The organism is Roseateles asaccharophilus (assembly GCF_004362405.1).
GTDB classification, from domain to species: Bacteria; Pseudomonadota; Gammaproteobacteria; order Burkholderiales; family Burkholderiaceae_C; genus Kinneretia; species Kinneretia asaccharophila.
In genome coordinates this window covers 55,913-81,230 of sequence record NZ_SNXE01000012.1, presented here as the reverse complement: position 1 = coordinate 81,230, position 25,318 = coordinate 55,913, and the positions used below count along the sequence as shown (strand labels likewise).

The following is a 25,318-nucleotide window of genomic DNA, read 5'->3' as shown; positions in this document are numbered from 1 at the left end:
ATGATGCTCAATTGGAAGCGGCGCGAGCCTTCGGTGGAGGGGGCGGTGCCTGCAGAGGCGGCGCCGAGTGGACTCGATGTGGTGCGGCGCCTGTCGCGCTCGGTCTCGAGCCTGGGCCGCGATGCGGCCGAGGTGCGTGGCGTGCTCGAAGACACGCAAAAGATTGTCGAGGCCCAGGGCCAGGCCATGCAGGCCCTGGCCAGCCAGCTCGGCGAGGTGCAGCGCGCCCAGACCCATATCGGCGAAGCCACCCAGCTCACCCACGCGGCCGTGGGCCGCGCCCGCCATGCCCTGGCCGGTGTGGGCACCGAGGTGGGCGGCATTGTGCAAACGCTGCGCGAGGTCTCGGTCGCTGCCGGTGAGATCACCCAGATCGCCCTGCAGACCCGGCTGGTGGCTTTCAATGCCTCGGTCGAGGCCAAGCGGGCCGGCGAGGCCGGACGTGGCTTTGGCGTGGTGGCGGATGCGGTGAAGGACCTGGCCGCCAAGGTGGAAGCCTCCTCCAAGGCCATCGTCGGTCGTGTGGCCGCGCTGGACGCACGGGTGGACAACTTCAGCCGCGAACTGCTCAGCGACGGGGCGCCCGGCGAGCACGGCAACAAGCGCCATCACAACAACAGCAGCAGCATCCATGCCGCCTTTGCCGCGGTTGAGCGGGATGTGGAGCGCATTTCGGCCTCCGCCGAGCAGACCCGCAACACCACGGCCAGCCTCAACGAACGCGCCGCCGAGCTGGAGCGCGAGGTGGCTCAGGCCATGCGCGGCCTGGCCACTGCCTTTGGCGTGAGCGACAAGTTCCTGCGCCTCTCCGAAGAGCTGATCGAGCAGATCGCCGAGAGCGGCGTGGAGGTGGACGACTCGCTCTACATCCGTGGCGCCCAGGAGGCTGCGGGAGAGATTGCCGCGCTCCTGGAGCAGGCCGTGCAGGCCGGCAAGATCCGCCTGGACCAGCTCTTTGACGAGCGCTACCAGCCCATTGCCGGTACCCAGCCCCAGCAGCACCTCACACCTTTTTGCGAGCTGGCCGACCGGCTCTTCCCGGCCGTGCAGGAGCGCCTGCTGGGCCTGAGCGACAAGGTGGTGTACTGCATCGCCGTGGACCGCAACGGCTATGTGCCCACGCACAACCGCAAATACTGCCAACCCCAGCGCCCCGGCGATGTGGTCTGGAACACCGCCAACAGCCGCTACCGCCGCATCTTCAACGACCGCACCGGCCTGGCCTCGGCCCGCAACCAGCGCCCCTTTTTGCTGCAGACCTACCGCCGCGACATGGGCGGCGGCAAGTTCGTGCTGCTCAAGGAAGCCAGCGCACCCATCGTGGTGAACGGGCGGCATTGGGGTGGCTTGAGGCTGGCGTTCAATTTCTGAGGCGCGGGGTCGGCTGCGCAGCCAAGGTCTTGGCCTTGAGTCGACCCGCTTCGGTCAGAAGCACTGACTCTCGGTGCCCCCGCGGGTCCGTGATGAGCCCTTGCTTGTAGAGATCGTCCATCACCGAGAAGTCATCTCGCTTCCAGGCTCGGCCCTTGTCGAACTCGAATACCCCGATTAGCGCGAGCATGGCAGCCTGCAATATCTCTTTGTCGTACTCCATGGATGCACCTCAGGGTGTTCCTGTTTCGGGCTAGAGATTGGCTTGGCTGGGTGGCAAGGTCAATGAAGCTAGCGCCGCCCTAGTCAAGCGTCGCCGGAGGCCGATAGGGCGTAGGGCCGCCGTTGATGGACTTTTCAGACGGCGGCGGTCTCGCGAGTTGACGCCCCTCCCTTGTTGGGACCGCGCAAACCAATGCAATTGCCCCAGGGATCTTGAATCTGGCACATCGAGTAGCCGCTCTCAATGTCCATTGGGCCACGGTATAGCCTTGCGCCCAGTTTGAGGAAATGCGTCAACGCCAAGTCGAAATCGGTCACGCCCCAATACACGACTGACCCGGCGGCGCCCGATGTGACCTTGTTGTCGGAGGGCACAACTTCAATTCGAATTGCGCCAACAGCAAGGCACTCAAATGCAGGGTCAGTGATTCGAACGCGCCTCGCACCGGGAAAAGCACGCTCGTACCAATCCAAGCCCGCGGCAACATTGGCGACATGAACCATCACCGCGCTTATGTTCTGAACGGCCATCGAGAGGTCGCACTGCAAGTCAATTCAGGGTTTGAGGTGCTTCAGTGATCACCCCAAGTGCCAAGGTGGCTTGGCGAATTTTTTCGTCCGCCTCCTCTTGACTTATAACGCCTTGCTCTTTTAGATACTCAAACTTTGCCCGCTCTCTATCAAGGCTACTCTCCAAGTCAACTTCGCCATAGAGTGAAAGCAACTGGGCTTTACGCCGGGACATTAATTCACTCACAACTTGGTCGTGAGTCTTTCCATCTTGAATGACAAAGAGGTTGCCACCTTCGAAGCCAATGACCGTGTACTTCACTCGAGTCGCGTGATAAACGCCGAGGCATATCAGACCCATCAACAGCCAGAATCCTCTTCCCGCTGCACTTTCCCCAGCAGCGATTCCCATGCCGATATTGACTACGCCGATGCCGCACCAGATGTAGCCCACGTTTTTCCACCAAGTGTTGTTCTCAATCCTTATCGACGACTTGGAGGAAAGGTTGGCGTATGCAACATCGACGTCCCCTGACCCCGATTTGTCTTTGTACGCGAAGTTCAAGAACCTATCCTTGAAGTCGAACGTATGGACGTTGGAGAATTTCTTCTGTTCAATCTTCATGTGTTTAGCCGGGGCTAGGCGGTTTGTAGAGGTGGATTGTTTAGCCAACGTTTGACTTAAACGGCCTGTCAAGGGCAGGTCTGCTTGAAGGATGGTTTGGACGTCATCTTTTCTCCGGAGGCGTAGAAAGATCGCGTGAGCAGTCGATTTTTGTGACTCCATTTAGCTCCATTCGTCCGCGCCCGCCAGAAACCAAAATGAAAGCCCGAGTTGGACGGAAATCGAGTAGCAAGTTTCTTGTTTGAGCTGGGCCAGCCGAAATTTCTGCGCGACCATCTTTTTGCCATGAGAGCCGAAATGGCATATTGGCGCCAATTGCCAGCTCGCCCAGGCCCTCTGCCACAGGCCTGCGACTACCCGCGAAGAATTCGTAGCGAACTTCTAGCCTTGGCGACGTAGTGACTGAGCCAATAGAAAGGCGAAATGATGTTTGGAACTTGGAATCATCCGTCAGGATGAAAGCCAATGCAGAGGCCCATTTCCCACCAGGTGTCAATTCACCAAGTGCTGCAGTACCAGAAATGGCCCCTTGCGGCCCGAGATCAATGAGCTCGCAGTCTTCGAAGAGGCCGCCGCTTGCCTGGAAATCCACCGGCAACGCCCGTGAATCAGTACAGAGGGAAAATACTCCTAAGGCGATATACAGGATTTTCTTCATGACGCCCAGCTAGGTTATAGGGCGACAGTTTCGCTGCATAACACTGGAGTCTGTCTGCATAACATCCCACACCTCACCGGCCTGTAGGCCGCGCCATTGCTTGATTTCTTGTTGGTGGACTGCTGATTCATGCAGCATGAACAGCTGACAAATCCGGCACGCCGTCAGGGAGGCCGTCGAGCTCATCTGTCAGGCCTCTGACCGAAGGCTTGCCGCCCAGAAGGGTGGATTGGAGGCAAGGACGATGGGCTCGTCAATCGCACCTGAGAGGGGGGGGCGACCTCAGTGGCTGGCGTGGCCGCCGCCATGGTCTACACGCATGAGCTCAAGGTCGGCGGCGGGGCTGTGCGCAGTTTCATGCACGCCTTGGCGGCTCGGTCAGGAGCGCAATTGCGCGCGGCCGTGGAGAACCACCAAAGAGCCAAGAACTGTCACGCGCCACTGACGGCGAGCCGCCTGTAGCCGCCTCTCAGCCCGCACGCGCCCTCACGGCGCCACGCAGGCCTTGTTCTTCCCCGTGTGCTTGGCCTCGTACAGCGCCACGTCGGCGCGGTCCAGGGCGGCTTCCAGGGTTTCGCCGGGGCGGTAGACCGTCACGCCGGCGGAGAAGGTGACGAACACGTCCTTGCCCTCGTGCATGAACAGTGCCTTGGTCAGGGCGCGCTGCAGCCGGGTGAGCACCTGCTGGGCTTCGTCCAGCGGGGTGCGGGGCAGCATGAGCACGAACTCCTCGCCGCCGTAGCGGGCCATCATGTCACCGGGGCGCAGCAGGGCCGAGACCTGGCTGGCCAGGGACTTCAGGGCCTCGTCGCCCGCGGCATGGCCCAGGGTGTCGTTGAGCTTCTTGAAGTTGTCGATGTCCAGCAGGGCCAGGGCCAGGGCGCTGTCGTCGCGCTCCTGCTTGGCCTGCTCGATGCCGAAGGCGGCGATCAGGCCGCGGCGGTTGGCGATCTGGGTGAGCTGGTCGGTCTGCACCTCGTCCGAGAGGCGCTTGAGCTCGCCCTCCAGGTTCTGGACCCGCTCGCTGAGCGCGCTGGCCTTTTCGTGCTCGGCGCTCAGGCGTTCCTGGGTCTGGCGCACCAGGGCCTGGACGCTGCGGCTTTCCTCCACCATCTCGCGCACCACGCCGGCCAGGCTTTCCAGGGAGTCGGCCTGCTCGATGACCTCGGCATAGCGGCCCACGCTGCTCTGGAAGCGGTCGGTGTGCTGGCCTAGTTCGCCCAGCTCGGCCAGCATCTTGTGGATCAGGGACTTGAGCGAGTCGCGGGCGCGGCTGCGTTCCTCGCGCAGGCTGCGCTGGCGCTCGCGGGTGTTGTGCAGCAGCTCGCTGACCGAGCGCACGCCCCGTGCCGAGAGCCCCTGCTCCAAGGTGTTGTTCATGGCCTCGCACTGGCCCTTGGCCCAGGAGTCGTCCTCCGAGAGGTCGACCAGGCTGGCGCTGAGTTCCCGGCAGAGTTCGCCCAACTCGCCGAACAAATGCTGGCGATGGTCCAGCAGATGGCGGGCGCGGGCGCTCAGGCCGGCAAAGATCTCGGCCTGCTGCGCATCGGCACCCTCGCGCAGCAGCGCGGTCTGGGCCGCCTGCAGCTCGGCCAGCAGCTGGCCGGCCACACCGTCGGCATTGCCGTCGGGGGCGCGCAGCGCATGTTCCACCGTGCCCTCCAGGCTGCTTTCGATGGCGGTCCAGTGCGGCAGGCTGGGGTCGCGGGCCAGGGCGGACAGATCGGCGGGGGCGCTCCGCTCGTCTGCCTCGTCCGGGTCCAGCTCGGCGGCAAACTCGCTGTCGGAGAAGAACTGGCTGGGTGTGCCGCCGGCATCTTCCGGGCTGAACTGGGTGTCCACGCTGGCGTCGGCCACATCGCTGTCCCAGTTCTGCAGCAGCTGGCGCAGCCGGGTGAGCAGTCGCTGCGGGTCGCTGCGGTTGCTGGCGAGCAGGCGCTGCAGGCCGTCCTTCTTGCGCGCCAGGGTCCACTGGCGGCCGCCACGCTCCAGGCCGCGCACCAGGCGTTCCAGCGTGCTGGCCAGGGCCTCGGCCTGGGCCGCGGGCCCGTCGCTGGTTTGCAGGCGCTCGACGCGGCGCAGCGCCTCGTCCCAGCGCGTCTCGCGCAGCAGGCCGGCGATCTCAAGCCGGGTTTGTCCGTCGGCGATGCCCAGGGCCATCAGGCGGCTGAGCAGTTGCTGGGCGCGCTCGGGCAGGGCCTCGGAACCCGCGGCGGATGCCGCTGCCAGGGCGCCGCCCGCTTCCTGGGCATAGGCGGCGGCGTAGTTCTCCGGCGTGGGTTCCTGCTTGGACAGGGCCAGGCGGCGCAGAGCGGCCTTGGCGAGCTGGGCCGGCGTTTGTTCCGTGCGGTTCATGGCGGGGCGGGGGCTTGTGGCCTCGTTCCGGCCTGTCAGCGCAGCGCGCCGCCCGGCCTGAAGGTGGGGGGAAGGGGCTCGAGCGACTGGGTTTCGGCCTGGGTGATCCAGGGCGCCTTGCGTGGCAGCACGGTCTGGGTGATCCAGCGCTCCAGATCATCGGGCGGCAGGGGGCGGCTGAACAGGAAGCCCTGCATGACGGAGCAGCCCAGGCGGTGCAGCACCTCCATCTGACGCAGGGTCTCCACGCCCTCGGCCACCACGCGCAGGCCCAGGGAGCGGGCCAGGGCGATGATGGCCGTGACCACGGCCGAGCTCTGCGGCGTGATGCCCAGATCGCGCACGAAGCTGCGGTCGATCTTGAGCTCGGAGATGGGTAGGGTGGTGAGGTAGGCCAGGGAGGAGTAGCCGGTGCCGAAGTCGTCGATCGAGATCTCCACGCCCACCTCGTTGAGGCGGTGCAGCGAGGGGATCACGTTCTGCAGATCCTTCATCAGGCCGGTCTCGGTGATCTCCAGCTGGATGGCGCGGTGTGGCACGCCATAGGCGCTGACGCACTGGTGGATGTGTTCCACCAGGTCGGAGCGCTCGAACAGGCGGTTGGGCAGATTGACGGCGATGGAGTCCGAGAAACCGAAGTTCAGCTGCCAGACCTTGGCCTGGCGGGCCGCCTCGCGCAGCGCCCACTCGGAGAGCGGCACGATCAGGCCGGTTTCCTCGGCCAAGGGAATGAACTCGCCCGGTGGTACCAGGGTGTTGCCGCGCTGCCAGCGCATCAGGGCTTCGACGCCGACCATGCGGGCGCCGCGCACATCGATCTTGGGCTGGTAGTGCAGCACCAGCTCGCCGCGCTCGATAGCCTTGTGCAGGGCGCTTTCCAGTTCCAGGTTCTCGCGGCCGCGGCCGGCCAGCTGCGGGCTGTACAAGGCCGAGGCATTGCGGCCCTGGCCCTTGACGGCGTACATGGCCACATCGGAATTGCGCAGCAGATCGGCCACGGTGGCGCCGTCGCGCGGGAAGATGGCGATGCCCACGCTGGCGGTGACAAAACACTCCTGCCCGGCGATGAAGATGGGCTCGCGCATGGCCTCCAGCACGCGCTCGGCCACGCGTTCGGCATCACGCTCGTCGGCCACCTCGGGCAGCAGGGCCACGAACTCGTCGCCGCCCAGGCGGCCCACGGCCTCCAGGGTGCGGTGGGAGCGGCCCCCGACGGACTCCAGCATGCCCTCGATCACCTGGTCGGAGTGGCGCACGCAGGCGCGCAGGCGCCGGCCCACCTCGATCAGCAGCTCGTCGCCGGCAGCATGACCCAGGGTGTCATTGATGACCTTGAATCGGTCCAGATCGATCAGCAGCAGGCCCACCTCATGGCCCATGCGTCGCGCCTGCTCGATGGCGCGCTCGGTGCGCCAGATCAGCTGGCGGCGGTTGGGCAGGCCGGTGAGGGCATCGAAATTGGCGAGCTGACGGATGCGGTCCTCGGCCATGCGGCGGTCCGTCACATCCTGCAGCACGCCGGTGTAGCCGCTGGCATTGCCCTGTTCGTTGAACTCGGGCTCGGCCTCGATATGGATCACGCGCTGGCGGCCGTCGAGCAGGGTCACGGCCAGGTCGGTGACCAGCACCGAGTTGTGGGCGATGACGTCGCGCAGCAGGTGCAAAAAGAGCTTGCGGTCCTCGCGTGGCACCATGCGCATGGCACCGATGAAGTCCAGGCTGTCCTGATTGCCCAGGCCGAACACGCGCAGGGCCTCGGCCGCCAGCGTGAAGCCTCCCAGGCCACGGCGCCACTCGAAGCTGCCCATGCGGGCCAGGTCTTGCGCGCGGGCCAGGCGGGCCTTGCTGCGCTCGAGTTCGATGCGGGTGCGGGAGCTGCGCAGCAGATAGCGCAGGCGCCCCGCCAGCAGGCTCCATTGGGTGGACTTGACGAAGAAGTCGGTAGCGCCCACCTGGTAGGCGCGGGTGATGGAGGCCTCGTCATCCAGGCCGGTGAGCATGAGCACCGGGGTGGACTCGAAGCCCGGCATGGTGCGCAGCCGGGTGCAGGTCTCGAAGCCGTCCAGCTCCGGCATCATGGCGTCCAGCACCACCACATCGGGGCTCCACTCGGCCATCATGCGCAGAGCCTGCTCGCCGCCGGTGGCCTCGGTGATGTCGAAGCCGCGCTCGCGCAGGGCAATGGCGGTCAACAGCAGATTGACCTCGTCGTCGTCCACCAGCAGCAGGCGTGGCTGCTCGGGCAGATCGCCGTCCGGGGTGAGGCTAGAGGGGATCATCAGGGTGTGGCCAATAGCTCGTTCAAGGCTTCGCGCACCAGCGCCACTTCATCATGCATGCCGTCCAGCAGAATGTCCAAGCCCTCGGTCTGTCCCTGACGGGCCATGGCTTCAATGTCGGCGCAGCGCTGGGACAGTTGCATGGCACCCAGACTGGCCGAGGAAGATTTTAGGGTGTGGGCCACATGCCGCACAGCCGCCAGATCCAGCCCCTGCGCACCCGCGGCCCGCGCCTGCGCCAGATCGGGCAGCAAGCGGTCCAGGGACTTCAGATAGGCCGCGACCACGCGCTCCAGCAGGTGGTTGGCGCCGCCGGGATCGAGCTCACGCAGGCGGGCAATGGCCTCGGGATCTAGCCGGGGCACCGGGTTGGCGGCGGAAGCGGACTGGGCAGACATAGAAGTTCCATCGGTCGGCGGCGGATTCTCGGCCGGATTCGCTCTCTCAAGGTCGAGCTTGCGCGTATTGTCAACGGCGATGCAGCGCTGCAGCATGTGTTGTAGCTGGTCGATACGAAAAGGTTTGGGCAAATAGTCATCAAAACCATGCTCGCGCCAGCGTGATCCATCGCCGCCCAGCGCATTCGCCGTGACCGCGATCACCGGGGTGTGGCGCTCGCTGATGAAGGCATAGTCCGGCTGCGGACCGCCGCGGAACAGGCGCAGGGCCTGCGTGCCGTCCATGCCGGGCATGTGGATGTCCATCATCACCAGGTCGAAGCGCTGCTCGCACAGGGCGCGCAGCCCGCTGTGCGCGTCCTCGCAGACCCGCCAGCGGTAGCCCAGACGCTCCAGCATCTCGGTGCTGATCTGCTGGTTGACTGGGTTGTCCTCCACCACCAGGATGCAGGCCTCGGGCGCCGATGCTTGTGTGTGCGATTGGCGCCCGCCGCTGTCGCCCAGGGGCAGGCTGAGGGTGAAGAGGGAGCCTCGGCCCGGCTCGCTGCGGGCCTGCAGCCGGCCCTGCATCAGCTCGGCGAGCTGGGCGGCCAGGGCCAGACCCATGCCGGCGCCCTCATGCTGGCGCGACAGGCTGGCATTGCCCTGAGTGAAGGGCTGGAAGAGGCGCTGCAGCAATTCGGGCGCCATGCCGACGCCGGTATCGCTCACATGCCAGTGCAGGGTGGCGCCCTGCGGTTCCAGCCTGAGACCGATCTCGCCGGACACGGTGAACTTGAGCGCGTTCAGCAGCAGCTCCATCAGGGTCTGGCGTATGCGCCGGGCGTCGCCCCAGGCCTGCTCGGGCAGTCGGTCCGGCAAGTCCAGGCGCAGCGCCAGCCCGCGCGCCTCGGTGGCGGGGCGGACCGCGTCCAGGCATTGGCGGGCCAGCATTGCCGGGGCGTAGGGGCCGGGCTGCAGCCGCAGCTGCCCGGCCTGCGCGCTGGCGAAGTCCAGCACCTCGTCGATCAGGCCCAGCAGATCCTGGGCCGAGCGCAGGGCGGCCTCGGCATAGCCTCGCTGCTGGCGGCTCAGCGCCGTTCCCAGCAGCAGCTCCGTCATGCCCAGCATGCCGTTGAGCGGGGTCCGGATCTCATGACTCATATTGGCCATGAACTCGCTCTTGGCCCGGCTGGCCGCCTCGGCCTGGTCGCGGGCCTGGGCCAGCTCGCGGTGCTGCTGCTGTTCTTCGCTGATATCGGCCAGGATGCCGTAGACCAGGGTCTGACCGCCGGGGTGGCGCTGGGGACGGCAGCGCAGACGCATCCAGCGCAAGCCCTTGGCGGGGTGCAGGATGCGCAGGATCAGGTCGCTGGCCTCGCCGCGCGCCTGGGCGCTCAGGCGGCGGGCGTAGAGGCCGAGGTCTTCGGGGTGTATGCGCCGCTCGAACTGGCGCGGCCCCTGGGCCAGATCCAGCGTGCTCAGGCCCAGCAGATCCAGCAGCAGGGGGGAGCTGAAGTGCAGGCGGTCCCAGTCCGGCGTGGTGACGAACAGGCATTCGCTCACCGCTTCGGTCACTTCCCGGAATCGGGTGTCGCTTTCCTGCAGGGCCCGCTCGAGTTGCCGCTGGGCACTGTGGTCGCTGAGCGTCAGCATGCCGGCCGGGCGGCGCAGTCCGCGCCAGGGAATGAGGCTGCGCTGCAGCTGCACCCAGCGGGGGCCTTTGGCATTGGGCAGCCACAGGGCTTCGCGCGCCGCATGGCGGGACGAGTTCTCCAGGGCCCGCCAGCGCGGCGGCAGGCACAGCGCGGCAAGGGCCGATGGCAGTACCTCGCCGGCCGCATGCCCCAGCAATTGGCTGCGGCGCAGGCCCAGCAGGCGTTCTGCCTCGGCATTGACATGCAGAAGGCGCCCCTGGCCGCTGTCCATGACCAGCATGCCCAGGGGCAGCTGGTCGCTCAGCTGCTGCAAATCGCCGGCCATGAGGGGACCCGGCCATGCCGCCTCGGTGCCGACGCTTGCCGCTTGCTCCTCGATCGGGCGCTCGGCCCCGCTCATGTCATCGCCGTACGGGCTTTCATGCTGCGCTTATCGGCCATGTGGCTTCAGACTTGAGGCACAGCCACAGCGGCAACCACAGCGGCTCGGGCAAACCGTGCATTTCTCCTACATACAATGCCGACCATGAATAGCCTCAGCGGAGCAAGCCTTGCCTCACGTCGCTGGCCATGGATGGGGGCCGCCTTGCTGGTGCTGGTGTTGCTCCTGGCCTGGCTGTTGTGGCCCGCAGGCGGCAGCGCGCAGCTCGCCGTGCTGCTCGCCGGCCTGGGGCTGGGGCTGCTGATCCTGGCGGTCGCGGGGCTGAGCTGGCATGTGGGCGTGCGTCTGACACGTCAGCGCCTGGGGGAGTCGCTGCGCGAGGCGCGCGAGCAGCTGCAGGTGCTGAGCCAGTTGCAGACGGACTGGCAGTGGCGCACCGATGCCCAGCATCATCTGGTGCGCTGGCAGGCGCCGCAGGCCGCGCCGGCCTCCACCTGGGTGGGTTTGGCGGCCACGCAGACCCTGTGGGAGCGCTTCCGGCTGGTCGATGGCGAGGCGGGGCAGCTCTTGCACCGCCTGCAGGAGCAGGCGCCCTTCACCGATGTGCTGGTCGAAGCCGCCGTGGAAGGCGGCGCTGCGGCGCAGTTCTCGGGTCGCTGGCTTTTGCGCGCCCAGGTCTGTCTGGACGGCTTCGGACGCTTTCAGGGCTATATGGGCACGGCACGTCCGGTGGGGCGCGCGCCCGAGGGGCAGCAGGCGGCCGGCCTGCGAGCGCCCGCCGCTCCCGAGGCCCTGCTGGATGACTCCCGCGGCTGGGTCCAGGCCTTGCCCGGGCCGGCTTGGCTGGTGGCCGACATGGCGGGCGTCCATCCGCGTCTGCTCGATCTGAATGCGGCGGCCGCCCAGCTGATGGGGCGCGCCGCCGAGCAGCTGCGGGGCGAGCCCTGGCGGGCCTGCCTGGACGGCCTGCCGGTGGAGGTGCGTGAGTGCGCGGCCGCGCCGACCGCCGCCCAGGGCGTGGCTTGCGGGCCCTGGTGGCTGTGCCTGAGCCCCTTGCCGGGACCGGGACACATCAGCCTGCTGAGCCTGTGGCCGCAGGGCGCGCTGGACACGGTACCGGCCACGCTGGCCGTGGAGGCCGCCGAGCGGGCCCGTGCCGAGCAGGAGTCCTTCAGCTACACGGTCTCGCATGATCTGCGCGCACCGTTGCGGGTGGTGGAGGGCTTTGCCCGCATCCTCAAGGAGGACTATGGCCGCCTCTTGGACCGCATCGGCAATGACCATCTGGACCGGGTCATGGGGGCGGCAGCCCGCATGAACAGCATGATCGATGCCCTGCTGTCTCTGACCCAGCTGTCGTCCCAGCCCTTGCAGCAGCAGACCGTCAATCTGTCCCAGCTGGCGGGCCTGGTCATGGAGGAGCTGCGCCGCGGCGCGCCCGCGCGCGAGGCTCAGGTCTGGATACAGCCCGATCTGCTGGCCCAGGGCGACCCCACGCTGCTGCGCATGGTGCTGGAAAACCTGCTGGGCAATGCCTGGAAGTACAGCGGCAAGAACCCGGTCACTGAGATCCGCTTCGAGCGTCAGCTGCTCAGCGGCCAGGCGGTCTATGTGGTGAGCGACAACGGTGCGGGCTTCGATATGCGCTTTGCCGAGCGACTGTTCGGCGTCTTCCAGCGCCTGCACAGCGCCAGCGACTTCCAGGGCACGGGCGTGGGCCTGGCCTCGGTACGGCGCATCGTGCACCGCCATGGCGGCGAGGTCTGGGCCGAGTCCGAGGTGGGGCAAGGCGCGCGTTTCTTCTTCACCCTGGGCTGAGGCCCGGGGCGCGGGCGAGAGCCTCAGCGGCCCGGCAGGGCCAGCAGCTCCACCGCCTCCACCAGGCGCAGTGCGGCCTCGGCCAGGGGCCGGCCTTCGGTGTCCGCCAGCTTGTTCAGGCGTGCCAGGGCTTCCGGGCGAGACAGGGAGTAGCGGTGCATCAGCACGCCCACCGCCAGAGGCACGACCTGGTCCAGCACGGCGGCATCGGCCGGCAAGGGGCGCGGCGCAGCGGCGGGCCGCTCGGCAAGCTTGGCGAAGGCCGCCTCGACCGCAGGCACGATCTGGTGGATGTCCAGGGGCTTGACCAGATAGGCCACCGCCCCCAGCTCCTTGACCTTGGCCACCGTGGCCTCGTCGGCAAAGGCCGAGAGGAACATGAAGGGCAGCTGCAGGTACTCGCGCAGATAGGCAGCGACGTCGAATCCGCTCATGCCCTCCATGCGGATGTCCAGCAGGGCCAGCTCGGGGCGGTGCTCGCGGGCCAGCAGGATGGCGTCATCGCCGTTGTCGGCATCCAGCACCTCGTAGCCGGCCTGGGCCAGACCATGCGTCAGCGTGGCCAGGACCAGCCTATCGTCATCCACTACGAGGATTTTTCCTTTTGTGCTCACCAGGAGTGCTCCCTGCCCGCGCCACGCTTATTGAGGCATTTTCCCATGAGTTGAAACTCAGAGCGGTGCGAGCCGGTTGACGCTGGGCGGGTGCAGCTCCAGCAGGCACTCGACTTCACCTCCGCGCTGCTCGAGGCTGAGGATGGCGCTGCGGCGCGGCAGCAGGGCCCGCACCAGGCCCAGGCCCGACACGCCCCCGGGGACGCGGCTGAGCTGGAAGCCCTCGGGCAGCTGGCCCGGGTTCACGATGCGCAGGGCCACATGCTTGTCGCCGCAGATCAGGATGCAGCGTGGCGCCTGTCCGCCGCCATGTTTGAAGGCATTGCCCAGCAGCTCGTTCAGGGTCAGGGCGATGGGGATGGACTCGGCCTCGGGCAAGGCCCATTGGTGCAGCAGCTCGCTCTGTTCGCCCTCGATCTCCAGGGCGATGGGCTTGGCATGCAGGCGCTGCACCGAGCCGGTGATGGCCTCCACCACCTTGCGCACGCGCAGGGGCCCGGAGGCCCCCACCTGCAGGCCATAGACCTGGGCAATCGCCTGGACCTGGCCCACGGCCTCGCTGATGACGCCGGCCACCTCCGGGCGACGCGCGGCGATCTGCTGCAACAGGCCGGCCACGCCCTGCAGATTGTTCTTGATGCGGTGATGGACCTCGCGCACCAGCAGCTCGCGCTGGGCGATGGCGGCGGCCAGGCGCGCCTCCTCGGCGGCCCGCTGCTCGGTCACATCGCTGGCCACCAGCAGCAGCTGCTCCGGTTCGCTCGGCGCACTCGGGTTGTTGGGGTCCAGGCCAGGCGCCAGATGCAGGAGCCGGGCGTCCCAGACGCGGGTCTGGCCGTTCAGGCTCAAGCGGTACTCGCGCTGAGTCACCTCGGTGCCGCGCAGCGCCGCTTCCATATCGGCGCGGATGATGGGGCCATGCTCGGGGCCGAAGAGCTGTTCGGGGCTGGCGCCCAGCAAGGCCGCCTCCGGGCGGCCGGCCAGGTCGGCCGCCGCCTGGTTGATCTGCTCCACCTCCAGGGTCTTGGCGTCATGCAGGGTGATGGCCAGGGGGGCGGCCTCGATGATGCGTTGCAGGGAGGCCTGGGCCTGCTGGGTCTGGGCCTCGGCCTGCCGCCGCCGCTCGATGTCCAGCAGGGCATAGGTGAGCTGGCGCCCGGACTCCTGCAGCCCGGTGACCACGGCATTGCCCACCACCCAGAACTCGCGTCCGTCCAGACCCTTGAGCCGGCACTCGAAGGTCTCGGCCTGCCCCTCGGTGAGCTCATCGAGGTAGTGGGTCTGGTGAAAGGGGTGCTCGGGGTCCGTCGTGGCCACCACGCTGATGGGTTTGCCCGCGAAGGCACTGAGGTCGCCGCCGAACATGCGGCGTGCCGAGCGGTTCATCCACTCGATGCCGCCGCGGCCCACGATGACGATGCCGACCAGCACCGAGTCCAGCACCGCGCGCTCGCGCTCGGTCTGCAGCATCAGCGACTGCTGCGCACGCCAGCGGTCGTCCACATTCACGTAGGTGGCGATCACGCCTTCGTCCGGGGCACCGGGCCGCATCACACGCTGATTCACCTGGGTCCACAGGCCGCTGCCATCACGGCGGCGCAGGCGCAGCTCCCCATTCCACTGGCCCCGGCTGGCCAGGGCCTGCCGGATCTGCGGCTGCAGGCGCTCGTACTCGAAGGCCGACTCGAACAGCTCGCGCTGGGCCAGTCCGTTGAGCTCGCCGATGCGGTAACCGCTCATGCCGGCCAGGGCTTCGTTGGCGCGCGCCACCTCACCCTGGCGCAGGATGGCCATGCCCACATCGGAGAGGTTGAACATCAGCTCCCGGTCCTGCAGCAGGGCCTCCAGCTGTGTCTGCTGGGCCTTGAGACGGCTGATATCGCTGATCACGAGCACCGCCTCGTCGCTCGGGCCTTGCACCTTGCGCAGGCTCAGGGACAGCCAGCGCGGCTTGTCGGCCTCGCTCCCGATCTCGACGAACTCGGCCTCGTAGCGTGACTCGCTGCTGAGCTGAGTCAGCGCCTCGGGCACCTGCCGGGCCAGCTCGGGCAGGGCCGCAAACAGGACCGCCACCGGGGTGCCTGGCGTCGGGCGGGCCTTGAGCCCCAGCATGCGCTCGAAGCCCTCGTTGCAGCGCAGCAGCTGTTGGTCGCGCAGATAGGCCATGCCCACGCCGGAGCTGTCCATGATGGTGGACAGCTCGGCCAGCAGCTGCTGGTTGCGGCGCTCCGCCTGGGCCTGGGCCGTGACGTCCAGGGTCACCACCGAGGTGGTGCGCTGGCCGCTGGAGAGCTGGCCGGGTTCCACCCGGGTCAGCAGCCAGCGTCGGCCCAGCTCGGGGTGCCGCACGGCATAGCGAACCTCGGCCCGGTCTCCGTTCTTGAGCGCGCGTTGCAGGCGCTCGAACTCGGGCAGCGAGTCCGCCTCCACCATATCGCGGCCCACACCCTGCAGGCCTGCCAGCGCGCCCTTGCTCTGGCCACCGCCGCCGCTGGCGCGAGGGCGCAGCCAGCCGGCATCCTGCTGGAAGGTGGCCAGGCCCACGCCGGCCGTGTCCATCAGGGCATCCAGCTGTTGGTGGGCCAGATCGCGCTCGTTCTCGAGGCTGCGGTCCTCCAGAACGGCCATGAAGCGCCGTAGCGTGCCGAAGGCTTGCACCCGACCCTGCAGCCAGCGCTGCCGTCCGGCCGGGTCGACAAGCTGGGCCTGTGTTTGCAGCGGGGGGGCGCCGGCCGACAGGGCCAGCAGCGCGCTGGCCGGGCGTGAGGTGCCGGCATCCCAGGCCAGCAGCGTCTGAAGCGCGGCAGGGGCCTCGTGCAGACTGGCGGGCGGGGTGAGGCTGAGTGCCGCGAAGGCCGGGTTGGCGCGCAGGATCAGACCGCTGTCGTCAAACTGCACCGTGGGCAAAGGGCTCAGCGCCAGCCATTGCTCCAGCTCGGCCTGGGCGCGTTCGGCCTGCTGCCGGGCATTGTGCTCGGGGGTCAGGTCTTGCAGCAGGGCCAGCTGAAGATCGGGGTTGAGCGCTTGCAGACTCAGCCGCAGAGGATGTTCTCGCCCCTCGGCGTCCAGCAGGTGCAGGACCTCGGGCAGCTGCGCGGGCCGCGCCAGGGACTTGGCCACGGCCCGGCTGGACCTGCTGCCGCGCAGCGTGGCCCGTTCGCCGGGGATGACGAGCTCGGCCAGGGGCAGGTCGTGCAGGCTCGCGGCCTCGCGCCCGCAGAGCTCGGCAAAGGCCGGGTTGACCCCTTGGAGTCGCAGCTGCGTATCCAGCAGGCAGACGGGCTGATCGGCCTGGGCGAAGAGCTGCAGCCATTCGCTGCCCCCCAGGGAGCTGGCCGCGCTCTCGCCGCGGGGCGTCGCCCAGGCCGCGTGCAGCAGCCAGCGCGCGCCGTCGCTCCCGCCGTCAGCGCGCTCTACGCGCACCAGGTTCAGGCGCAGCCTGGCGTGCCCGGGCAGGGGCGGCGCCGCCGGGGGGCGGCGATCCTCGTCGAGGGCGGTGCAGGCTAGGCGCAGCCAGTCGCGCAGGCTGGCCAGGGGCAGGGCCTGGCCAGCCTGGGCCTGCATCAGGGCCTGGGCGGCCGGATTGGCCTCCAGCAGCTTGAGACCTTCATCGAGCGTCCAGACCGGATCGCCCAGCAAGGCCAGCAGGCCGTGCAGGGCGCTCAGGTCGGAGGACAGAAGGGGGAGCTGCGCGGGGGATTTGGGCATCGCGCCCGAGTGTAGCGAGCGGGCTTACTCGAGCTGCCCGGCCTTGGCCAGGGCGCGCAGCACCGCGTGATTGATTTCCTCGGCCCCCAGCATCAACTGTTCGGCGGCGTGCCGGTAGTCGAAGCCGGACTCGGCCTCGATGGCGCGCACCAGATCCAGGTAAGGGCGGTAGGGGCCGCTGCCTTCTACCAGGGCCTGACGCACGCGCTCCGGCACGGGGATGGATTGGAGCAGTCTGGCGAAGGGCTGCTTGAGCATATGGTCGAGCAGGGAGAACAGGCCGCAGATGAACATTTCATCGCGCATCTCCCGGTCGTCCATGCTCTGGGCCAGTTCTTCCATCAGCAGACCGCGACGCAGGGCGCCGTACATGACGGGACGCAGCGCGTGGTCCTTGCTGGCGGTGGTCAGCAGCAGGGCCAGCCAGCGCTTGAGCCGGGCCATGCCCAGCAGCATGATGGCGTGGCGGAAGGAGGACACCTCGACCGAGAGACCGAAGGCCGCGGAGTTCATGTAGCGCAGCAGCTTGAAGGCCAGGCTGGGGTCGCGCTTGAGCGTGGCTTCGAGCTTGTCGATGTCCTCGCCCTGGTCCACCTGGCTCATCAGCTGCACGATCACCTGAAGATCGGCCTGGACTTCGCTGCGCGCGGCGCCCGCAGCGGCCTCAAGCGGCTCATCGGAGACGGACCAGCCCAGCACCGCACTGGCGCCGCGCTTGAAGGCTTCGTCCACGGCCTCGGCGCCGCGCATGCCGGTGAGCAGCTTGGCGGGGCCGGGGGGCAGGGGCTGCTGCCGGTCGTCGTCCAGTTCAAGCATCTGGTACTTGAAGCAAGCCTGCAACTCGGGTGCCAGGGCTTGCAGGGGGCGCCCCTTGAGCAGCAGGGTGTGGCCGGCTCTGCGCAGGTCCAGCAGGGCTTGTGCATGGTCGGCCACCATGAAGGCCGGCACTTCCAGCATCAGATGCTTTGCCGGCGGATCGGCCAGCAGGCCGTCCAGCAAGGCTTCGTTGAGCACGCTGATCACGGCCGTGCCCGTGGGCCAGGCCTCGTCGATGGCGGCCTTGAGCTCAGCCGCCGGCAGGCGGGCGTCGGGCCGCAGCGGCATCAGGGTCAGGCGGGTCGCCAGCACCTGACGCTGGGCGTCGATCATGGGCGCATAGCCCAGGGCCAAGTTGCCGAGAATGGGGTGCGTGCTGGTGTTGGAGCTCATGAATTGATGTACTGGAACAGCGACATGCGCTGCACCAAGGCATAGGTTTTCAGGGCTGCATCGTAGCCCGATTGCTGGTTCTGAAAGTCGGAGATGCTTTGCACCATATCAACGTCCTCGGCGGCCGACTGCTCGCTCTGGTTGTAGAGCTTCTGGTCGGCCATGCGCGATTCGGTGCCGTCGAGGTTGTTCATGCGCTCGCCGAGCTGGCTGCGCGTGCTCTGCATATTGCCGATCAGGGCCTCGATATCGCGGATGCGCCCGATATTGCTCTGGGCGATCTGGACGTTGTTGCGCAGGGGGGTGCGCAGCTCGCTGACCGCACGGTCCAGCACGTCGAAGACCTTGAGGCTGGCCGTGGAGGGGTTGATGCTGAACTGGTCACCGTCCTCGGCCGCGCCTGACAGCGTGACCGCCATGCCGTCGAACTCGATGGCTTTGCCGGAGGCGAAGGCGGCCGTGGCCACGATGCCGCCGGTGGTGGTGTTGATCACGGTGTAGCTGGCGCCGGCGCCCGTGCCGCTGATCTGGATCTGGTAGCTGTTGTCGGTGAGCAGGCTGGGGTTGGTGACGCGCCCCGCATCGATCCAGCTCTTGGCGGGGGCATTGGTGTTGAGGTTGGGCAGGGACTCGGTGACGAAGGAGCCATTGCCGCTGCGGGCCTGCTCCCAGGCCGCGCGTCCGTCCACGGTGAGCGGGAAGCTGTCCAGATTGCCGGTGGCGATCTGGCCCGGCACGCCGGTGTAGCTCACGCCACCGGGCTGGTCCAGAAAGGGTGGGTTGGCCGAGCCTTGACCGCCGAAGAGAAAGCCGCCGCCGCCGTCTGGGCGGTTGGCAATGGCCAGCAGCTGGTCTCGCAGGCCGGCGATCTTGTCGGCCAGACCGCGGCGCTCGTTGTCGCTGTAGCTGGCATTGCCGGCCGCGACCATGGACTCGCGCACCTGCTGCATGATTTCGGTGGCGTCGCCCAGTGCGCTTTCGCCCAGGACGAGGCTGTTGCGGCTGGCCTCCAGGGCGCGTTGATTGGCATCGATGCGACCAATGGCCGAGAGCGAGCGCTCGGCCCGTGCGGCGGCCGTGGGGTCGTCGCTCGCCAGTTGCACACGCTTGCCCGAGGTCAGGCGCTGCTGGCTGTCCTGAAGCATCTCCTGCCGCCGCTGCAGCGTGGAGATGCTGGTGTCAAACATATTGGAAGTCGCGATGCGCATGGCGCTTACCTCTGTGAGAGCTGCAGCAACTCGTCGAAGATCTTCTGGCCGGCTTGCAGCACCTTGGCGGCGGCCTGGTAGCCCTGCTGGTACTGCATCAGGCGCGCGGCCTCTTCGTCCAGATTGACACCGGCCTGTCCGGCTCGGACCTTCTCGGCGTCGCTGGCCACCGCGCTGGACACCCCTGACAGGTATTTCGCACCCTGGACCCGGGCACCGATATCGCTCATGGCCGAGGCGTAGGCGTCGGTGATGGTGGCGCCGCGGCTCAGGCTGCCATCGGCCAGCAGCACCCGGCCCACCATGTTCTCCTTCTGCAGGTTCAGGAAGGCCTTGCCGTTGGAGTTGTTGGCCGCCGGAAACTTGGTGGCGCTGATGTCCAGGGTGTCACCCGGACGGGGCACGCCGTTGAGCCGCAACTCGAAACCCAGGTCTATGCCCGCCAGCGGCTCGTTGCCGATGGTGGAGCCGGCCTTCCAGTTGCCGTTGACCACACTGCCGTCCGACATGGTGATGGAGTAGGCCACCGTGTTGTCGGCCGGATTGACCGCTCCGAACTGCACGCTCATGGGCACCTTGCTCATGTCGAGCTTGCTGTTGACCGCGTACAGGGATTCCACGGTCATCGTGCCCTTGTTGGCGCTGTTGTTCACGGCGGTGATGGGCGAGGCCACGGCCAGACCGTTGGTGCTGTCCAGAATGCGGCGCATCCCGGCGGCGGCCTCGGCCACGGGCTCCAGCAGGAAGCTGTCCGTGTCGGCCAGGGGGGCGCCGCTTTGCACGATCCGAATGCCGAAACGCTGCTCGATCTGGGCCGCCGTCATGGCCTCCGGGGCGCCGTCGGGGCGCTGGGTGAGCTGGTACTGGCCAGGATTGCCGACCACGGGGCGCAGCACAAAGCTGGCCGCGGGAAGCAGCGTGGGGTCCACGATCTTCAGATCGATATTGGTGGCGTAGGTGCCGTCCGGATTGCGCGCATTGGTGCCGGCGGGCAAGGCCCGCGGCGGACCCAGATCGAAGATGGGGGCGCCGGCGCCGGGCGGGTTCGAGAGGTCCAGACCCAGCGACTGCTGGGTGTTGACTCGCGTGCCCAGCGCCATGGCCATCTGACCGATCAGGTTGCGGGCATCCTGGATGTCGCGGTTCTGGTAGGTCAGCAGGGCGCTGATGGAGCCGCCGGTGAGGCTGCTCTCGTCAATGACGCGGGCGCCGCTGGCCTCGGTGATGCTCAGGCGCACGCGGGCATTGTCATAGGGGTCGGGGGTGGTGGTCAGGCTTTGGGCCTGGTTGCCCAGAACCAGACGCTGGCCGCCGCCGATGAAGACGCCGACGGTCCCGTCATCGGCAGGCAGGGTGGTGACCTGCAGGTACTGGCTCAGCTCGGAGATCAGCTGGTCGCGCTTGTCCAGCAGGTCATTGGCGCTGTGCTGGGCGCCGGTCGTGCGGGCAATCTGGTCGTTGGCCGTCGCAATCTGCTTGGCAAGCTGGTTGACCACATCGATATTGGCGCGCAGATCGCTGACCACGCCGGCTTGCAGGTCCGCGAGCTGGACGCCCGCACTCGAAAAGCGTGCCGCCACCTCCTGGGCCCGGCCCAGCGCCACCTGGCGGGCCGAGGGGTCGGCGGGCCGGCTGACCACGTCCACCATGGCGTTGAGGAACTGGTTGGCGGCCTGGCCCAGGCCGTCCGCCCCCGGGGGCAGCAGGCGTTCGAGCTGCTGCAGCTGGGCGTGACGGGTGGAATCCATGAAGGCCAGGGACTTGGAGCTGGCGGCCTCGCGGGTCAGAAACTGGTTGTGCGAGCGCACCACGGTTTCGACGTTCACGCCCTTGCCGAAGAAGCCGGCACCGGTGAACTGCCCGTCCGCCGTGGTCAGCACGGCCTGCTGACGCGAGTAGCCGGGCGTGTTGGCATTGGCGATGTTCTGGCTGACCGTCTGCAGCGCGGCCTGGTTGGCGAACATCGCCTTCATGCCCAGGGACAGCAGTGCGGAGGTTCCCATGAATCGTCCTTCCTACTCGGGGCTGACGCGCCTCAGGCCAGGGCGCGCTGTACGCGCACCGTGGTGTTGATGACGCGCGCCAGCTTGCTGGCGTACTCGGGGTCGGTGGCGTAGCCGGCCTTCTGCAGACCCTGGGCGAAGGTTTCAGCCCCCGCACCTGCCTGGGCCTTGGCCACGACATCGCGATAGCGTTCGTTGCTGCCGATCAGACGAGCATAGTCCTTGAAGGCCTCTTCGTAACTACCGTAGGCACGGAACTTGGCCACCACCTTCTGGGGCTTGCCATCCACGTACTCGGTGGTGGTGACCTCGGCCACCTTGCCCGTCCAGTTGGGTGTGGCCTTGATGCCGAAGATATTGAAGGAGGGCGTGCCGTCCCGGGCGGTGATCTCGCGCCGGCCCCAGCCGGACTCGTGGGCGGCCTGGGCGATCATGAAGCTGGCGGGAATGCCGGTCTGCGCCTGGGCGGCGCGGGCCGCCTCGTCATGCCGCTGGATGAAGCTCTGCACATGCGGGGCCACGTTCTTCCTGGCCAGGGCGGGCAGGGGCTGCAGGGGCTTGGCGGCCTCGCTGGCGCTCTTGTCGCTGATGCCCATCTGGCGCTGCAGCTGACGGGCGATGGCTTCGGACAGGCCGCCGGGCAGACCGGTCATCTTGCCGGCGAACTGGGTGTCCAGCATCTCGGTGCCCAACTGGGTGGCCGAGTTGTCCAGCAGGCCGGAGGACAGGGTGGAGGCCCGCATGCTCTTCATCACCTCCTGCATGAAGAGGGCTTCGAACTGGCGTGCCGTCTCCTTGATGCTGGACTTGGGATCTCGGGCCGCTGCGGCACGCAGCGCCTCGATGGAGCGGGTGTCGCTCCCGGCGGGCGGGCTCAGGGTATTGCGCAGGCTGTTCATCAAATGACCTCCAGCTCAGCCGTGAGGGCGCCGGCGCTCTTCATGGCCTGCAGGATGGCCAGCAAATCCTGCGGGGTGGCGCCCATGGCATTGAGTGCCTTGACCACATCGGACAGCTTGGTGCCGGCCGGCATATTGATCAGGGCGCCGGGCTCCTGTTTGACCGAGATGTCGGTCTTCTCCGCCACCACGGTCTGACCGCCAGACAGCGCATTGGGCTGGCTGACGACGGGTGTGGAGCTGATGGTGACCGAGAGATTGCCGTGGGCCACGGCGCAGGGCGCCAGGGTCACGGCCTGGTTCATCACCACCGAACCGGTACGCGCATTGATGACCACCCGGGCAGCCGGCGTGGCCAGCTCCAGGGGCAGGTTCTCCATATCGGCCAGGAAGCTGACCCGCTCATCCGGATTGCTGGGGGCGCGCACACGCACCACGCGGCCATCCAGGGCCTGGGCCGTACCGGCGCCCTTGGCCCGGTTGATGGCGGCGGCCACGGCGCGGGCGGTGTTGAAGTCGGCGGCGTTGAGATCCAGCTGGATGCTGTCGCCCATCTGCAGGGCGGTGGGCACGCTGCGTTCCACGGTGGCGCCGCCCGGAATGCGTCCGGCGCTCAAGTGGTTGATCTGCACCTTGGAGCCGCCGGCCGAGGCACCTGCGCCGCCAACCACCAGATTGCCCTGGGCTAGGGCATAGACCTGCCCATCGGCACCGCGCAGCGGGGTGGCGATCAGGGTGCCACCGCGCAGGCTCTTGGCATTGCCCATGGAGGAGACCACCACATCCAGGGGCTGGCCCGGTTGGGCAAAGGCGGGCAGCTGGGTGGTCACCATGACCGCCGCGATATTGCGCGGCTGCATGGTGACGCCGGGCGGCAGCACCACGCCGAACTGCTGCAGCATGGCGGCCAAACTCTGGCCGGTGAAGGGGGATTGGGTGGTTTGGTCGCCCGTGCCGTCCAGACCCACCACCAAGCCGTAGCCGGTGAGGGGGTTGGAGCGCACGCCGGCCACCGAGGCGACTTCCTTGATGCGCGCCGCCTGGGCGGGCAGGGCCGCCAGCATCAGGCACAAGGCCAGCCCGCTCAGTGCCGCGATGGCAAGCCCGGACAGCGGCTTGGGCAGGAGATGGGTTCGGGTGGACATGGCGGTTGCACGGTGAGACTCGTGCAACCGATTCTGGGCAAACTTAAGTGGGCGAAAGACTCAAAAAGAAGCGGGACAACCAGCCTATTTGATGAGCATTCTCCTGCGGGCCACGGCCCCGCTGCTCCACCCGCACATTGGCAATCTGGGTCGAGGACACGGTATTGCCCTGCTGGATGGAGCGTGGGTCGACCTGGCCGGAGAAGCGCAGCACATCCACATTGCTGTTCACGCCGATCTGCTTCTCGCCACTGAGCATCAGATGCCCGTTGGGCAGCACCGCCACGACCACGGCGGTGATGGTGCCGCTGAAGTCATTGCTGTTCTGGTTGCTGCCCTTGCCGGCATTGGCCGAGGTGGAGCTGGCGCCCACGCTGGCCCGGCCAAAGGAGTTGCCGGCCACACCCGGCAGGGCCGTGATGCTGCCGCTCAGGCTGCCCTTGCGGTCCAGGGCGCTGCTGGAGCTCTGGCTGGCGCTGATGCGTTCGGTGATCTGTATGGTCACCGTATCGCCCACCAAGCGGGCGCGATGGTCTTCGAACAGCGGCCGGTAGCTGGTGGGCTGGTAGATGGCGCCGTTGAGCGGCACGCTGCCGGCGTTCTGGGGCAGCTGCACCACGGGCGTGTCTACCAGTTCCACCCTCGGGGTGGGGGGCACCACGGTGGCGCAGCCGCCCAGGGTGGCTGCGATGCCCAGCACAAGCAGATTCAGGCCTCGGTTCATCTGTCGACTCCTCAGATCTGGGCGAGCTTCTGCAGCATCTGATCCGAGGTCTGCACTGCCTTGGAGTTGAGCTCGTAGGCGCGCTGGGTCTGGATCATCTGCACCAGCTCCTCCACCACATTGACGTTGGAGGTTTCCACAAAGCCCTGCTGCAGGGCGCCCAGGCCATTGGCATTGGGTGCGCCGGCATTGGGGGCACCGGAGGCGGCGGTCTCACCGAACAGGTTCTGGCCACGTGGGTCCAGACCGGCCGGATTCACGAAGTTGGCCAGCTGGATCTGTCCCAGGATCTGGGGCTGAGGCGTGCCCGGCACGGTGACGGAGACCGTGCCGTCGGCGCCCACGGTGACGCTCAGCGCATTGGCCGGCACGGTGATGCCGGGCAGCAGGGCGTAGCCGTTGTTGGTGACCATCTGGCCGTTGGCATCCAGCTGGAAGCTGCCGTCACGGGTGTAGGCGGTGGTGCCATCGGGCATCTGGATCTGGAAGAAGCCATTGCCCTTGATCGCCAGGTCCAGATTGTTGGTGGTCTGCTGCAGATTGCCCTGGCTGAAGATGCGGGCGGTGGCCACGGGCCGCACGCCCAGGCCGACCTGCAGGCCCGTAGGCAGCTGGGTCTGCTCGGTGGTGTTGGCCCCGGTCTGGCGCAGGTTCTGGTAGATCAGATCCTCGAACACCGCGTGCGAGCGCTTGAAGCCATTGGTCGCGACGTTGGAGAGGTTGTGGGAGATGGTGTCCAGCTGGGTTTGCTGGGCCTCCATGCCGGTCTTGGCGATCCAGAGCGAGCGAATCATGGCGGTATCCTTAGGTCGTGCCGAGCAGCTTGGCCGTCTGCTGGCCCTGGGTCTGGGCGATCTGGAGCAGCTTCATCTGCTGTTCGAACTGGCGGGCGGCGGCGATCATGCTGACCATGGTCTCCACGGCGCTGACATTGCTGCCCTCCAGGGCGCCGTCTTGCAGGCGTGCGTTGGCGTCCGCGGGCAGATCGCCGTCGGCGGCGCGGAACAGGCCGTCCTCGCCGCGGGTGAGCTTGGTCTCGGGGGTCACCAGTTTCAGGCGCCCGATATTCACCGGGTTGCCGGTGGCCAGCTTGGCGGTGAGGGTGCCGTCGCTGCCGATCTGCAAGGTGCTGTCGGGCGGGACGTTGATGGGGCCGCCATCGCCCAGCACCTGCAGGCCGTTGCGCAGTACCAGCAGGCCTTCGGCGTTGACGTCCAGGGCGCCGGCGCGGGTGTAGGCCTCGGTGCCATCCAGGGCCTGCACGGCTAGCCAGGCATTGCCCTGCATGGCCACATCGAGATTGCGACCCGTCGGGGTCACGGGGCCGGCTGCATCGCTGTAGCCCACGGTGGTTTCCAGGGCGTAGGCGCGTGTGGTGGCGCCGTCGCCACGCACGGGCACGGCGCGAAATGCTTGCAACTCGGCGCGAAAGCCGTTGGTCGAGGCATTGGCCAGGTTGTGCGAGAGCACATCCTGGCGCTGCATGGATGCCTTGGCCCCGGCCATCGACAGGTAGATCATGCGGTCCATGCCTGGGTCCTCTCGCTAATTGC

The 25,318-nt window shown here is 67.5% G+C and carries 19 protein-coding genes; 2 read left to right on the top strand and 17 right to left on the bottom strand.

The window, feature by feature from the left end:
• Nucleotides 1–1,371, top strand: coding sequence for a methyl-accepting chemotaxis protein (locus DFR39_RS18830; RefSeq protein WP_133605386.1), 1,371 nt, complete (start codon nt 1–3; stop codon nt 1,369–1,371).
• Here the strand turns inward: DFR39_RS18830 and DFR39_RS18825 are convergent.
• From DFR39_RS18825 to DFR39_RS18795, 7 genes are all read right to left on the bottom strand, one after another.
• A complete protein-coding gene (locus tag DFR39_RS18825; RefSeq protein ID WP_133605385.1) occupies nt 1,361–1,594 on the bottom strand; it encodes a DUF6429 family protein in 234 nt (77 codons plus the stop codon). The genes DFR39_RS18830 and DFR39_RS18825 overlap by 11 nt on opposite strands.
• 134 nt (nt 1,595–1,728) lie before the next feature.
• On the bottom strand, nt 1,729–2,124 hold the full coding sequence (locus DFR39_RS18820) for a VOC family protein (RefSeq protein WP_133605384.1): 396 nt from the start codon (nt 2,122–2,124) through the stop codon (nt 1,729–1,731).
• A 19-nt stretch (nt 2,125–2,143) separates the two neighbouring features.
• Entirely contained in the window at nt 2,144–2,728 is a 585-nt protein-coding gene (locus DFR39_RS18815) for a hypothetical protein (RefSeq protein ID WP_133605383.1), read from the bottom strand.
• Between the two features lie 103 nt (nt 2,729–2,831).
• Complete coding sequence (locus DFR39_RS18810; protein WP_133605382.1) at nt 2,832–3,386, bottom strand: hypothetical protein; 555 nt, start codon at nt 3,384–3,386, stop codon at nt 2,832–2,834.
• 486 nt (nt 3,387–3,872) lie between these two features.
• Nucleotides 3,873–5,741 carry a GGDEF domain-containing protein gene (locus DFR39_RS18805; protein ID WP_133605381.1) on the bottom strand — a complete coding sequence of 623 codons (1,869 nt, stop codon included), beginning with the start codon at nt 5,739–5,741 and terminating at the stop codon, nt 3,873–3,875.
• Between the two features lie 35 nt (nt 5,742–5,776).
• Nucleotides 5,777–8,020 (bottom strand): putative bifunctional diguanylate cyclase/phosphodiesterase, encoded by a 2,244-nt coding sequence (locus DFR39_RS18800; RefSeq protein WP_133605380.1) that lies wholly within the window; start codon nt 8,018–8,020, stop codon nt 5,777–5,779.
• Nucleotides 8,020–10,380, bottom strand: a complete 2,361-nt coding sequence (locus DFR39_RS18795; RefSeq protein WP_211343911.1) for a PAS domain-containing hybrid sensor histidine kinase/response regulator — start codon at nt 10,378–10,380, stop codon at nt 8,020–8,022. Before DFR39_RS18795 ends, DFR39_RS18800 begins: the two co-directional genes overlap by 1 nt.
• A gap of 201 nt (nt 10,381–10,581) precedes the next feature.
• Here DFR39_RS18795 and DFR39_RS18790 point away from each other — a divergent pair, with 201 nt between their 5' ends.
• Entirely contained in the window at nt 10,582–12,255 is a 1,674-nt protein-coding gene (locus tag DFR39_RS18790; RefSeq protein ID WP_162849588.1) for a sensor histidine kinase, read from the top strand.
• A gap of 23 nt (nt 12,256–12,278) precedes the next feature.
• On the opposite strand, the gene DFR39_RS18785 is transcribed toward DFR39_RS18790, so the two are convergent.
• From DFR39_RS18785 to flgF, 10 genes are all read right to left on the bottom strand, one after another.
• A complete protein-coding gene (locus DFR39_RS18785) occupies nt 12,279–12,842 on the bottom strand; it encodes a response regulator (RefSeq protein ID WP_246030896.1) in 564 nt (187 codons plus the stop codon).
• Nucleotides 12,843–12,926: 84 nt separating this feature from the next.
• A complete protein-coding gene (locus DFR39_RS18780) occupies nt 12,927–16,577 on the bottom strand; it encodes a PAS domain S-box protein (protein ID WP_133605376.1) in 3,651 nt (1,216 codons plus the stop codon).
• Between the two features lie 24 nt (nt 16,578–16,601).
• Complete coding sequence (locus tag DFR39_RS18775) at nt 16,602–17,786, bottom strand: EAL and HDOD domain-containing protein (protein ID WP_133605375.1); 1,185 nt, start codon at nt 17,784–17,786, stop codon at nt 16,602–16,604.
• The gene (gene flgL, locus DFR39_RS18770; protein WP_133605374.1) at nt 17,783–18,994 is read right to left on the bottom strand and encodes a flagellar hook-associated protein FlgL; all 1,212 of its coding nucleotides are present in this window, start codon (nt 18,992–18,994) and stop codon (nt 17,783–17,785) included. Before flgL ends, DFR39_RS18775 begins: the two co-directional genes overlap by 4 nt.
• A gap of 5 nt (nt 18,995–18,999) precedes the next feature.
• Complete coding sequence (gene flgK / locus DFR39_RS18765) at nt 19,000–20,997, bottom strand: flagellar hook-associated protein FlgK (protein ID WP_133605373.1); 1,998 nt, start codon at nt 20,995–20,997, stop codon at nt 19,000–19,002.
• A 32-nt stretch (nt 20,998–21,029) separates the two neighbouring features.
• A complete protein-coding gene (gene flgJ, locus DFR39_RS18760; RefSeq protein WP_133605372.1) occupies nt 21,030–21,896 on the bottom strand; it encodes a flagellar assembly peptidoglycan hydrolase FlgJ in 867 nt (288 codons plus the stop codon).
• Complete coding sequence (locus DFR39_RS18755; protein WP_133605371.1) at nt 21,896–23,041, bottom strand: flagellar basal body P-ring protein FlgI; 1,146 nt, start codon at nt 23,039–23,041, stop codon at nt 21,896–21,898. The genes flgJ and DFR39_RS18755 overlap by 1 nt, the downstream gene beginning before the upstream one ends.
• A gap of 43 nt (nt 23,042–23,084) precedes the next feature.
• Nucleotides 23,085–23,765 (bottom strand): flagellar basal body L-ring protein FlgH, encoded by a 681-nt coding sequence (locus DFR39_RS18750; RefSeq protein ID WP_133605370.1) that lies wholly within the window; start codon nt 23,763–23,765, stop codon nt 23,085–23,087.
• 11 nt (nt 23,766–23,776) lie between these two features.
• A complete protein-coding gene (gene flgG / locus DFR39_RS18745) occupies nt 23,777–24,559 on the bottom strand; it encodes a flagellar basal-body rod protein FlgG (RefSeq protein ID WP_133605369.1) in 783 nt (260 codons plus the stop codon).
• A 10-nt stretch (nt 24,560–24,569) separates the two neighbouring features.
• Complete coding sequence (gene flgF, locus DFR39_RS18740) at nt 24,570–25,295, bottom strand: flagellar basal-body rod protein FlgF (protein WP_133605368.1); 726 nt, start codon at nt 25,293–25,295, stop codon at nt 24,570–24,572.
• Between the last annotated feature and the right edge of the window lie 23 nt (nt 25,296–25,318).